13 protein-coding genes and 1 pseudogene are annotated in these 11,675 nt (G+C 70.0%); 8 read left to right on the forward strand and 6 right to left on the reverse strand.

All coding sequences use genetic code 11. The annotated features are described in order from the left end of the window. The 4 genes from ACWEN3_RS30130 to ACWEN3_RS30145 all read right to left on the reverse strand — a co-directional run. On the reverse strand, nt 1-1,261 hold a 1,261-nt coding region (locus tag ACWEN3_RS30130; protein ID WP_452976987.1), incomplete at its 3' end, for a S53 family peptidase. 378 nt (nt 1,262-1,639) lie between these two features. After that, nucleotides 1,640-2,377, reverse strand: a complete 738-nt coding sequence (locus ACWEN3_RS30135; protein WP_452976989.1) for a maleylpyruvate isomerase family mycothiol-dependent enzyme — start codon at nt 2,375-2,377, stop codon at nt 1,640-1,642. A gap of 337 nt (nt 2,378-2,714) precedes the next feature. Further along, a complete protein-coding gene (locus ACWEN3_RS30140) occupies nt 2,715-3,617 on the reverse strand; it encodes an NADP-dependent oxidoreductase (RefSeq protein WP_452976991.1) in 903 nt (300 codons plus the stop codon). A 787-nt stretch (nt 3,618-4,404) separates the two neighbouring features. Then, on the reverse strand, nt 4,405-4,713 hold the full coding sequence (locus ACWEN3_RS30145; protein ID WP_452976993.1) for an aromatic-ring hydroxylase C-terminal domain-containing protein: 309 nt from the start codon (nt 4,711-4,713) through the stop codon (nt 4,405-4,407). A gap of 12 nt (nt 4,714-4,725) precedes the next feature. Here ACWEN3_RS30145 and ACWEN3_RS30150 point away from each other — a divergent pair, with 12 nt between their 5' ends. After that, a complete protein-coding gene (locus tag ACWEN3_RS30150; RefSeq protein WP_452976995.1) occupies nt 4,726-5,088 on the forward strand; it encodes a hypothetical protein in 363 nt (120 codons plus the stop codon). Between the two features lie 302 nt (nt 5,089-5,390). Next, the gene (locus ACWEN3_RS30155; RefSeq protein ID WP_452976997.1) at nt 5,391-5,807 is read left to right on the forward strand and encodes an SgcJ/EcaC family oxidoreductase; all 417 of its coding nucleotides are present in this window, start codon (nt 5,391-5,393) and stop codon (nt 5,805-5,807) included. A gap of 93 nt (nt 5,808-5,900) precedes the next feature. Here the strand turns inward: ACWEN3_RS30155 and ACWEN3_RS30160 are convergent, their stop codons facing one another. Further along, nucleotides 5,901-6,761, reverse strand: coding sequence for a hypothetical protein (locus ACWEN3_RS30160; protein ID WP_452976999.1), 861 nt, complete (start codon nt 6,759-6,761; stop codon nt 5,901-5,903). Nucleotides 6,762-6,802: 41 nt separating this feature from the next. Here ACWEN3_RS30160 and ACWEN3_RS30165 point away from each other — a divergent pair, with 41 nt between their 5' ends. Continuing rightward, nucleotides 6,803-7,297 carry an HIT family protein gene (locus ACWEN3_RS30165; RefSeq protein WP_452977001.1) on the forward strand — a complete coding sequence of 165 codons (495 nt, stop codon included), beginning with the start codon at nt 6,803-6,805 and terminating at the stop codon, nt 7,295-7,297. Nucleotides 7,298-7,780: 483 nt separating this feature from the next. Next, on the forward strand, nt 7,781-8,956 hold the full coding sequence (locus tag ACWEN3_RS30170) for a tannase/feruloyl esterase family alpha/beta hydrolase (RefSeq protein WP_452977011.1): 1,176 nt from the start codon (nt 7,781-7,783) through the stop codon (nt 8,954-8,956). A gap of 89 nt (nt 8,957-9,045) precedes the next feature. Here ACWEN3_RS30170 and ACWEN3_RS30175 read toward each other — a convergent pair whose 3' ends face one another. Beyond that, on the reverse strand, nt 9,046-9,303 hold the full coding sequence (locus ACWEN3_RS30175) for a hypothetical protein (RefSeq protein WP_452977003.1): 258 nt from the start codon (nt 9,301-9,303) through the stop codon (nt 9,046-9,048). Here ACWEN3_RS30175 and ACWEN3_RS30180 point away from each other — a divergent pair. The 4 genes and pseudogenes from ACWEN3_RS30180 to ACWEN3_RS30195 form a co-directional block, all read left to right on the forward strand. After that, nucleotides 9,289-10,353 carry a YihY/virulence factor BrkB family protein gene (locus tag ACWEN3_RS30180; RefSeq protein ID WP_452977005.1) on the forward strand — a complete coding sequence of 355 codons (1,065 nt, stop codon included), beginning with the start codon at nt 9,289-9,291 and terminating at the stop codon, nt 10,351-10,353. The genes ACWEN3_RS30175 and ACWEN3_RS30180 overlap by 15 nt on opposite strands. A gap of 110 nt (nt 10,354-10,463) precedes the next feature. Further along, nucleotides 10,464-10,892 (forward strand): phage holin family protein, encoded by a 429-nt coding sequence (locus tag ACWEN3_RS30185; RefSeq protein ID WP_452977007.1) that lies wholly within the window; start codon nt 10,464-10,466, stop codon nt 10,890-10,892. Next, nucleotides 10,889-11,368: a DUF3618 domain-containing protein gene (locus ACWEN3_RS30190; RefSeq protein ID WP_452977009.1), complete on the forward strand. Its 480-nt coding sequence runs from the start codon at nt 10,889-10,891 to the stop codon at nt 11,366-11,368. The genes ACWEN3_RS30185 and ACWEN3_RS30190 overlap by 4 nt, the downstream gene beginning before the upstream one ends. Nucleotides 11,369-11,371: 3 nt before the next feature. Then, nucleotides 11,372-11,599: pseudogene (locus ACWEN3_RS30195) on the forward strand (DUF4235 domain-containing protein); the annotation flags it as partial. Nucleotides 11,600-11,675 lie beyond the last annotated feature (76 nt).

Consider the following 11,675-nt stretch of genomic DNA (forward strand, 5'->3'; position numbering starts at 1 on the left):
GCAACTCGTCATCGAGTGCCCACTCCTCGATTCCATCAAAGAGTACGAATGGGGCGAGCCGAAGCAGTCGCTTGAGGAAATCGCGGAGCGTGTCGTACCCGGTGGTGCCGGTGCAGAGGTAGGAGCCCCCGCAGCTGCCGTTGGAGCCGCTGGTGACGTCGCTCAGGGCCGAGGTGTGCGCGTACGGGAAGGACGCCGGGTAGGAGCCGGTGGACGGGGTGCCGCCCAGGGCATAGGTCGCGGCGATCAGCGGGGAAGCGGCGCTGGTGCCGCCGAAGACCATCCAGCCCGTGGCCGAGCGGTAGCTGTCGTAGACCGCGACACCGGTGTTCGGGTCGGCGACCGCCGACACGTCCGCCACCGTGCGGTTGGCGCAGCCGCCGTCCTTCTGCCAGCTGGGCTTGGCGTCGTACGCGGAGCAGCCGGAGCCCGCCCCGCTCCACACCGTGTCGTTCCAGCCGCGCGAGTTCGAGGCGGTGCTCAGGGACGTACCGCCCACCGCCGTCACGTACTTGGAGGCCGCCGGGTACTGCACGCCGTAGCCGTTGTCGCCGGAGGAGACGGTGATGGCGACGCCCGGGTGGTTGAAGTAGCTGGAGTCGTAGGTCGCGTCGCTGGAGGACTCGGAGCCGCCGTAGCTGTTGGAGACGAACTTCGCGCCCAGCCGGACCGCGGTGTTCACCGCGGTGCCGAGGTTGGTCATGCTGGAGGAACTCGCCTCCACCAGGAGGATCTTGCAGTTGGGGCAGGCGGCGCTGACCATGTCGAGGTCGAGGGAGATCTCCTCGGCCCAGCCGGAGTCGCCGCGCGGATAGCTGGTGCCGCCGCTCTGATCGACCTTCGTGAAGCAGCCGTTGGCGGTGGTGCAGGCGGGCAGGCCGTACTGGGAGCGGTAGACGGCGAGGTCGGACGCTGCGTTCGGGTCGTCGTAGGCGTCGACGATCGCCACCGTCTGGCCCGAACCGCCGGTCGCGGACGGCAGGTTGTACGCCGACTGGAGTGAGGCGGGGCCGTAGCCGGCGGGTGCGGCGGCCGCGGTCAGGTCGCTCTCGGCGTGTGCCGACTTCGGCGTGCCGCTCGTGACCTGCAGGGCGTTGCAGGCCGTCTCGCCCTTCTTGGTCGGGGCGGCGCAGGCGTGGGCGACGGTGACGCCGTGGGACGGGGAGGCGGTGGCCTGGGCCGCCTGGCCAACGGGGGCGGCCAGGGCGAGAGCAGTCGTGGCAAGGGTGGCCACGGCGGCAAGGGAGACGGTTCTGCGCAACGTACTTCCTCCGCAAGACGGTGTAGCGGGAAGGGGCGTGGGGGGTGCGCGATGCGGCCGCGGCGCGGGGTGTGCACCGTGGCCGCGCAGAACCTACGGATGTCGAGGCCACGTCAACAAGAGAGCGGTTGAAGCGGGAACGTTCCTTTGCCATTCCTATGGCGTTCGCGTGTCGTTCTTGATCGATTCACGATCAAAAGCGGGCCCGACCATGGCTTGACCGACCCGGGTGAGGGGTCACAGTGCACGCGACGGCACCCTCCGTGGCGGCGAAGCGGCCGTGCGCCCATGCCAAGGACGGAATCGGCTATGCGCCAATCGCCAGATGTCGTCCATGAGTTGATCAATGGCCTTGCCTCGGCGGTCCGAGGTCATCGATCAGTAGAGGAACGGTGGCCCGGGTAGTTCCGGAGCGCCGTTGACGGCAAGGTCGGTGCCGGGTGCGCGCCCCATCAACCAGGCCAGGAGCGAGGTCTGTGTTCCGTGGATGACCGGCGCCTGTCGTGCGGTGCCGATGTCGTAGCCGATCTCGGTATCGGTGGCGTGCAGCCGCATCGCAGGGGTGCCGTCGCGCGTGCTGAAGGACGCCACTACTCGGCCGAGCATGTCCCGGACGAAGTCGGTCGGCCACTGGGCAGGCGTGTAGCCGGCGTCCAGGTCGACGTGGTGTATCAGCACCTCGCAAAGCCGGGAGTCGGCGGCGCGCAGAGCAGCTCGCTCCTGCCCCCGAGTCCAGCGGACCCTCTGGTTCCACGCCTCGGGCGGCATCTTGCGGTACTCCGCGGCGAACTCGGCAGCGGTGTCACGCAGATCGGCCACGAGTTCGGCGGCGCCGCGGCCCGCCCCTTCCTCGATCTGCTCGTCCCGGGCGGCCAGGCTCGGGTATTCCGGCGTCTCCGCTCCGGTCCGGGCCCAGATCAGCAAGTTCCGGCCGCCGTCGGCATTGCGGGCCAAGTGGGTCAGTACGTGCCCGCGTGACCAGGCAGGCAGCAGGGAAGGTTCACGTACGTCGGCGTCGGTGAACCGGGACGCCGTCTCCATGAGGTGCTCGGTCGCGGCATTGATCTGATCGAGGGTGATCGCGGGGTCGAAGCTCGTGTGGTCATGCGCTGTCATGCTGCCTCCTGGATTCGTTCGACCAGCCGACCGCGTTCGAAGCGGGCTCCGGCGCGTACGAGGGCGGCGAGGTGGGGTGCGTTGACCACCCGGCACCGCTGCTGGCGGACTCGAGAAGCGCGGTCTTGGCCTGCCCGGTCGTCGAACCCGACCAGTGGTGCCGTCGCCGCGGCTGCGCAGGCAGGCCACGCGACACCGTGACTCGGCGGCCGCCGCACGACCTCGGATTCCGAAGCCTGCCCAACTACCTTGCATAGCTTGCACGGTCACTGCTCGAGACCGGCAGGTTCAGGCCGCAACCGCCCCTTCGATCGTGAAGAGTCCCTTTGCAGACCGGTCAGTCCACGAGTAGCACCAGCTTGCCGCGCACAGTGCCGGCTTCGCCGACGCGGTGGGCGTGGGCCACCTCGGTCAAGGGGAAGGTCTGACCGACCTGGATGGAGAATCGTCCCGTTTCAACCATTTGAGCGACCTGGGTCAGCGCATAGGTGGCGCGGCCGGTGTCGCCGCGGCTGAAACGGATGCCCGTCTGCTGCGCGCCGCGGAAGTCGGCGACCGTGATCACGTGCTCGGGTGCGCCCGCGAGTCCCACGAGTTCGGGAAGGACGCCGCTGCCGACGACGTCCAGTGCGAAATCGACACCCGATGGCATGATTGACCGGACTCGTTCCGGCATCCCGTCGCCGTATGCCACCGGCTCGGCCCCGAGCGAGCGGAGGGCTTCGTGCGTGCGTGGACTACCCGTGCCGATGACGCGCGCGCCGCGCTCCACGGCGAGTTGGACAGCGGCACTCCCGACGCTGCCAGATGCCCCGTTGATGAGCAGGGTGCTGCCCGCTGTGACGCCAAGCTGGTCGAGCGAGCGCGCTGCGGTCTCGGCTGACGCGGGGATCGCTGCGGACCTCGCGTAGTCGAGCGAGTTCGGGATCGGGGCCCAGTAGGACAGCACGGCCAACTCCGCTTGGGCGGCTCCGTACGGTGAGGCACCGAAGACCCGATCGCCAACCGTGACACCCGAGACGTCGTCGCCGATCTCGTCAACGATGCCAGCAGCCTCGTAGCCCAGGGTCTGTGGCAGTTCCTGGTCCATCAGGCCCTGACGCTTCTTCCAGTCGCTGGCGTTGATGCCCGCGGCACGGACCTTGATCCGTATTTCTCCGGCGCCGGGACGGGGATCGGGAAGGCCGACGATCTCAAGAACCTCTGGGCCGCCGAACCGGCTGAACTGTGCTGCCCTCATGACGCACTCCTTCCGCGGAAGAAGTGGCGGATCGTCCGATACCGCGTGTGCGCGTACTCCCTGTCCGGCTGTCCGCTCGGCCCCAGAGCACGTTTCTACTCCGATAGATCGACCCTACCGCATGACCACCCACACGCGGCGAGCTGTCTCCGGGGCCACCGCGACCCACACAGCCCCGCCAACTCCCATGCTCCGGACAGGAGCAGGCGCGGCTGTGGAGAACCCACGAGATCCCTGTTCAAGTCACTTCGGCAATCCACTCCTTCGGACTTGTTCCCTCCGGCGCCTCGAGAATGACCGGTGGCCCGCCCCCGAAGGAGGAGTCGATGATCTCCCAGGCGGCCGTGGGCTGCTGCGGGGCGCCGGCCCCTTGACCGCGATCACCCGCGGGGGGAAGATCCTCTTCCCGGTAGAGGAGTCGCGATGCTGCAGTTCATGGACTGGTCCGTGGTCGCGACGGGGTGCGCGCTGGTCCTCATGAGTCTCGGCACCCGATGGTGGGAGAGGACCCAGCTTCGGAAGGGAAAGAGTCCCGATCAAGACATGCGATTCTTTCGGGCATGGCTCCCCCTCCTCGTGGGCCTGGGGCTGATCTTCGCCAGGGTGCCGAGCCTGTTGCGCGCGCCTCATCCTGTTCTCATGATCACGGACACTCTCAACTGCGTGCTCTGGGTCACCGTGGCGGTCTTGGCGCTCCGGGCGGTGCGCCGCGCCTCTCGGACGCCGAGTCCTCGCACGCTCCATTGACGACAGCGCGGACGGCGACGGCACCCGGCAGAGCATCGGCTCAGCGGGGCTCGCCGAACCAGTGGTCGAGCGCCGGTTCCAGGTCGTCCGCGCCGGCCCAGCACACGTAGCCGTCCGGCCGGATGAGCATCGGCTCGGTGTCGGCGCCCTGGCCCACCCGGTCCACCCGGTCCGACCAGGGGCCGGCGATCCTGGCGAACGCGTCGGCCGGGTCCAGCAGGATGCCGTGCCCAGACCGTAGGAGTTCATGCGCCCGGGCCGGACCGAGGTCCAGGTCCGGTGCGGGCCGCCCGACGAGCTGATGGGTGTCGGTGCCCGGCATCGCGTAGCGGACGGCCATCCCGGACATGAGGTCGGCGAGATGGTGCTGGACGGCGCCTCCGGCCGGCCCGGCGTCGGTTACGTCGAGGTCCGCCCGGCCCGGACGTCATATGAGATCTACGTCCATGTCGTCGAGGGCATCGGACACGAGGGGTTCCTCGACCTGGGCGAGTTTCCGGCGCTCTACGCCGACGCGGACGAAGAAGACTTCGGCGTGCTCGTCGCCACGGCCGAGGATCCATCGACCGCACTGGCGGCTGCCGAGGAAGCCACCGGCGCGGTGCGGGAGCGGTGGGTCAACGCCGGCGTGGTCCAGGACGAATACGGGGACTTCGTTCGCGCGGGGCGGCCTTCGGGTCGGTCGCCCGATGGACACCCCTGGCCAAGCCGCGCACGCGGCTGACGCGCTGGGGCACCGAGCCGCGACCGTCGGCCTCCGGATGGCCGGAGAGGGCAGCGGCCCTGAGTGTCCGACTCCATGACGTCCTCCTCGTCCGAGCCGGTCGCGCCGCAGCGCCGTCCGGTCCGGACGGCGCTTACGGTATCGGCGCTGGTCAGGGGCCTGCCGCTGCCAAGCGGAAAAATATCCCCGGAGGGCGATGAGTTCCCGGACCGCCGCCGGTATGTATCCGTGGAGCCGCACATGACTCCCGGTGCGTCGCAGACCGCGGCGAGCCGCAACAGTACGACGAAGCGAGGGAAACCTTGACTGCGAATCAGGCGCATGCGTCGGACGAGTCCGCCATCCTCAAGGTGCTCAAGGGCGTCTACGACGCATGGGACGCGCACGACGCCGACGCGTTCGTGGCCGACTACACCGAGGACGCCAGCGCGATCCTGCCCGGGTCCTACCGGAGGTCGCGGGACGAGATCCGCGCGAGCATGGAGGCCGGCTTCAGCGGCTTCCTCAAGGGCTCGACCACTACCAACAAGGTGGTGAACATCCGCTTCCTCAACGACGACGCAGCCGTGGTCGTCAGCGAGACGAACATCCTCTTCGCGGGTGAGACCGAGGCGCCGGACGACCGGCTCGCGGTCGCGACCTGGGTGCTCACCCGGCAGCACGGCAGGTGGCTGCTCGCCGCCTACCAGAACTCCCCCGCCGTCGTGAACATGGGGTGACGCCGCGCTCGGGCCGGCGCCCCCTCGTCCGCCGTCGCGGACGAGGGGGCTTCGGCTCGGCGACCGACGACTCCACCAACACCCCCCGATCTGTCAGGATCCCCCTGCGCGAAGCCGTCCGCCCCCGGCCACCGCCGTCCGTACGACCGCGTGAGCGACCGCAGCCACCACCAGTGACAGCCCGATCGCGGGGGCCAGTACGCTCTTCGCCACGTCCAACTGGCCCTTCGTACCGGCCATCGGCAGGACCACGTGGGCCGGGTCGTAGACCACCGGCACCCGGTCGGCGACGATCGGCTCCAAGTGTGCGCAGACATGGCTCGACGCCTGAAGTTGTCGTCTGTCGCCGTTGGGCAGGGTGACCGTGCAGGTGTGGTCCTCGCCGCCGTCGCGCGTCCGTGAGGCGTTCTGGTCGACGACGGTCGCCGTGCCCTCCTTGCCCCAGGCGTCGAGGTAGACGCGGGGAGTGCCGTAGCCCGCGCCGATGATCAGCACCGCGTAGCCGAGCGCCGCGACGATGCCGGCGACCCTGCGTCCCGGCGAGCGCGGCATCCTGCGCCTGAGCCAGAGGACGTACAGGAGGGTGAAGGCGACATAGGTGCCGACGGCGGGCCAGCGCCCGATCTTCACGGCGGCGAGCCCGGTGGCGGCCACCGCGGCGAGGTCGAAGGCGAGCAGTTGCGACCACCGCAGCACGACGAGCCGCAGCGGCGCCCGCCCTTCCGGCGGGACGGGCCAGTCGACCGGGGTCAGCCGTTCGCCGCTGTCGGTGAACTCCCCGACGATCGCCCGCACTCGCTCCTCGCCTCCGGGCGCGGACGCCATCGCACGCAGCTCCTCCACATCGAAGCCCGCGTCGCGCAGTGCCCGCCGCTGAGGGGCCGTCAGGCGGCCGAGCAGCTCGTCCGTCGAGGGGCGGCGGTCCTTCGGGGGGTCGGGGTCCTTCTCGCTCATATCTCGATCACGGCAGCGCACCCTAACAGTAGGTTCGGGCCATGAGTGATGACTGGCGCAAGGACCGGATCGGCGCTTCTCTGCGCGGCGAGAACCCCACCGTGCTGCGACGGCTGGAGTCGGGGTTCGCGGTGATCGGAGACGTTCAGTTCCTCCCCGGCTACTCGGTCCTCCTCGCGGACGACCCGAGCGTCGAACGGCTTTCGGACCTGCCGAGGGGCAGGCGGCTGTCGTTCCTGTCCGACATGGAGCGGCTCGGGGAGGCGGTGGAGCGGGCCTGCCGGCACCTGGATCCCGGCTTCCGGCGGGTCAACCTGGAGATCCTGGGCAACACGGATCCCTTCCTGCACGCCCATGTCTGGCCGCGGTTCGACTGGGAGCCCGCCGAACTGGCGGGCAAGCCGGTGTGGCTGTATCCGCCCGACCGGTGGAGCGGCGAGCGGTTCCGTCTCGGTCCCCGGCACACCGCGCTGCGGGACGGGATCGGCGGAGAACTGGACCGGCTGCGTTCCGCTGCGAACGACCAAGCGGGATAAGGCGTCACCGAAATCGTCAACAATCCAGTCAACATTCCTTGTCCCGCGCGCGTCAGCGGGTTACGTTTCCCCGGCCGTCGACGGCTCCTGTCCGTGACCGACCCCGGGAAGGAAGACCGAGCATGCCCCTGCCGATCCTCAGATGGCGCCGGTGGCGAACAGCCGCCGTCCTCGCCGCGCCGGCCACCGTGCTCGCCCTGGTGGCCGGCGCGAGTACGGCGCTCGCCGCGAACCCGTCGAACACCCCCGCCGCCACGGCGTCCGCCTCCTCCGGCATCGCACCGGCGATGAACTGTTCCGATGTCACCGGCCTCGACCTGGCCGCGGCGGTGCCCGGTGTGCCGTTCGAGGTGTCGTCGGCGACGGTGCTGACGGCGGCCGACAACACGCTCGGCGACTGGGCCGCGTGCGACGTCAAGGGCGTGATCGCGCCGCACATCCACTTCGAGCTGCGGCTGCCGCAGACCGGCAGGCAGGCCGACTATCTGCAACGTCAGGCGGTACTACGGCCGCTCCGCCGGTCACTCCTACTTCGACGGCTGCTCGCAGGGCGGGCACCAGGCCCTGACGGAGGCGCAGCGCTACCCGACCGACTTCGACGGCATCCTCGCCGGGGCACCGGCCAACAACTTCACCGCGCTGAACACCTTCTCGCACGCCTGGACCGCGCGGTCCGTCTTCCTCGACGGCGGCCCGGCGACGATCACCACGGCCGACCTGGCGCCCCTGCACCAGGCCGTTCTCAAGGGCTGCGGCGCCACCGACGGCGTCATCGCCGACCCGCTCAGCTGCACCTGGGACCCGGCGAGCATCCGGTGCGGGACCGGCCAGACCTCCACGTCGGCCGACTTCTGCCTCACCGCCGACCAGGTCACCACCCTGCGCCGCATCTACGCCGGCCCGACCGACGAACACGACCAACTTCTCTACCCCGGCTACCAGTTGCGGGGTTCGGAGCTGAACTGGGCCCAGGTCATCGTACCGAGCACACCGACCGGAACGACCGGTGACGTCAACTTCGTCCGGGAGACCCTGCGCTACCAGGTGTTCGACGATCCGCAGCCGCAACTGACGTACAAGGACGTCAAGTTCACGTCGGCCTACTTCAAGAGGATCATGCGGTCCAACGAGGGCGTGTACGACGCGACCGACCCGGACCTCACCGCGTTCAGGAAGGCCGGCGGCAAGCTGATCCTGTGGCACGGGCTGGGCGACCAGCACATTCCGGCGGTCGGCACCATGGCGTACTACAAGGCCGTGCAGAAGGCGATGGGCGGCGCGGCGGCCACCAGCGACTTCGCCCGGCTCTTCCTCCTGCCCGGCGTCGCCCACTGCGGCGGCGGCCAGGGCCCGGACCGATTCGACGGGCTGAGCGCCCTCGTCGACTGGGCGACCAGGGGCAAGGCGCCGGAGAGCCTGCTGACCAAGTCGGTCGACGGCAGGGGCAGGACGACGGCGACGCGGCCCGTCCACCCCTTCCCCTACGTCGCCCGGAACACCACCGGCGGCCCCTCCGACCAGGCGAGCAGCTACACGCCGGTGCGCTCCGAGGCGGAAGCCGGCCTCACCCTGAACTGGCTCGGCTCGTTCCGCTCCGGCTACGAGACGGTCGGCGACAGGATCCACGGCAAGTGGGTCGTGAGCGAGGGCAAGGCCTGACGCGTCCCGCGGCTCCCGCGCGGGATGTGAGGCGGTGGTGCGGCTTCCTGCACCACCGCCTCTCCGCGTGCGGGGCAGCGCCGTCGGGGTCAGTCGGCTTTGCCCACGGTGACCTGGTCGGACTCCTTCCAGCCACCGTTCTTGTGCGTGTAGACCCGCAGGCGCACGGAGGCGGCGTACCGGTCGGCCGTCGACCGCAGCGCGGTCGGCGTGACCTCGTAGTCGCTCCCGAGGACGGAGGAGGCGATCAGCCGGGTTGTACGGCGAGTCGCGCGCAGGGCTCCCGTGGCCGGTCCTGGCTTGAGCGTGCGCTGCGCGGATACCCGGTGGGTATGGCGAAGCTGCATCTTCCAGGGCGAAAAGACCATGACGGCCGTGAACGGGCCCGGGCTGCCCGGGTGCCGGATCCGGAGGACGCCGGGCCCGACCGGGAGGTCGAAGAGGCGGCGCCGGTGGCGCCGACGGAGCTGCCCAAGGCGGCCTGGGGAGCGGTGCTCAAGGGCAGCCTGAAGGAGTTCCAGGACGACGAGCTGACCGACCGGGCCGCCGCGCTGACCTACTACGGGGTGCTGTCCCTGTTCCCCGCCCTGCTGGTGCTGGTGTCGCTGCTGGGACTCGCCGGCCGCTCGGTCACCGACAAGATGCTGGCCAACATCAGGCATCTGGCCCCCGGCTCCACGCGGGACATCATCACCCGGGCCGTGGAGCAGCTGCAGAACCACTCCGGCACCGGCTCGGTCATGGCCGTGGTGGGCATCCTGCTCGCGGTGTGGTCGGCGTCCGGGTACGTGGCGGCCTTCATCCGGTCCGCGAACGCCGTCTACGACATGCCGGAGGGCCGGCCGATCTGGAAGGTGCTGCCGGTACGGGTCGGCCTCACGGTGGTGCTGATGGTGCTGGCGGTGATCAGCGCGCTGATCGTGGTCTTCACCGGCGGCATCGCCCGCCACGCAGGGCAGGCGCTCGGGATCGGGGACACGGCGCTGACCGCGTGGTCGATCGCGAAGTGGCCGGTACTGGTCCTGCTGGTCACGATGATGATCGCGATCCTGTACTGGGCGAGCCCGAACGCCAAGGTCAAGGGCTTCCGGTGGATCACCCCGGGCAGCTTCCTGGCGCTCGTGATCTGGCTGGCCGCTTCCACGGGTTTCGCGTTCTACGTCGCCAACTTCAGCTCGTACAACAAGACCTACGGCACCATGGCCGGCGTCATCGTCTTCCTGGTGTGGCTGTGGATCAGCAATCTGGCGATCCTGCTGGGACTTGAGTTCGACGCGGAGACCGTGCGGCAGCGGGCCATCGCCGGCGGACATCCGCCCGAGGCCGAGCCCTACACCCAGCCGCGCGACACCACGAAGTGGGACGAGGAGGACGTCCGCCGCCTGGACGACAACTGAACGAGCACCCAATCCGTGTCCTGAACCGCTCTGTTCGGGGTACTCGCGCCCACCGGATCGCGCTACGGCGCTTTCCTGCCGGAAGTGACGAGCAACGGGAGGTGATCGCCATGTCGTCGAGTGCACAGCCGCACCACGACCCGGACCGGCTGACGTCCGCGGAGCCGGTCGGCGAGCTGGTGCAGCGGGCCTCGCAGCAGCTGACAGAGCTGGTGCGCGGCGAACTACGCCTGGCACAGGCGGAGATGACTCAGAAGGGCAAGCGGTTCGGCAAGGGCGGTGGGCTGTTCGGCGGTGCCGGGGTGGTCGGGTTCCTGATGCTGGAGGCCCTGGTGGCCACCGCCATCGCGGCCTTGGCGCTGTCGCTGCCGGTGTGGGCCGCGGCCCTCATCGTGACCGCGGTCCTCGGCGTGATCGCCGCCGTGCTGGCGCTGCGGGGGAAGAAGGAGGTCACCAAGGCCTCGCCGCCCTCGCCCCAGGAGACGATCGAGAACGTGAAGGCCGACGTGGCCGAGATCAAGGAGAGTGCGCACCGATGAGCGAGCCGTCGCACGAGGAGTCCACGGGGGACCCGGAAGAACTGCGCGAGCACGTCGAGCAGACCCGCCACGAGCTCGGGGAGACGGTGGCGGCACTGGCGTCCAAGGCCGACGTCAAGGCGCGCGCCCAGGAGAAGGCGGCCGAGGCGAAGGCCCAGGCCGCCGACAAGGCCGGGGAGCTAAAGGAGCAGGCCGCGCTCAAGGCCGGGGAGCTGAAGGACAAGGCCGCGGAAGCGGTGTCCCGGGTGCAGGACAAGGTGCCCGACCCGGTGAAGGACAAGGCGGCCAGGACCGCCGTGCAGGCCCGCGCGAAGGCGGCGCAGGCCGGTCGGCTGTGGGAGGAGAAGGCGCCCGAACAGGTGCGGGCGAGGACGGCCCAGGGCCGGCAGGTGGCGCGGGACCAGCGTGGCCTGCTGCTGGCGGCGGCCGGTGCCGCCGTCGTGCTGTGGCTGGCGTGCCGCTGTGGGAGGGGATGAGGCGTGAAGGCAGCCGAGGTCGCCTACAAGCCGGTAGGGCTTCTCCTGGGGGTGGCCGGCGGGATGCTCGCCGGGGCCCTGTTCAAGCAGGCGTGGAAGTGGTCGGGGCACGAGGAGGACGCACCGGACGCCACCGACGAGGACCGTGGCTGGGGTGAGGTACTGACCGCGGCCGTCCTGCAGGGCGCCGTCTTCGGCGGGACCAAGGCGGTGGTGGACCGCGCCGGAGCTTATGTCGCGGCTGTAGACGTCGTCCAGCATCTCGGCTATCTGACCGCGGCCGTGCAGGATCTTGGGATGGCTGGGC

The organism is Streptomyces sp. NPDC004561 (assembly GCF_053602155.1).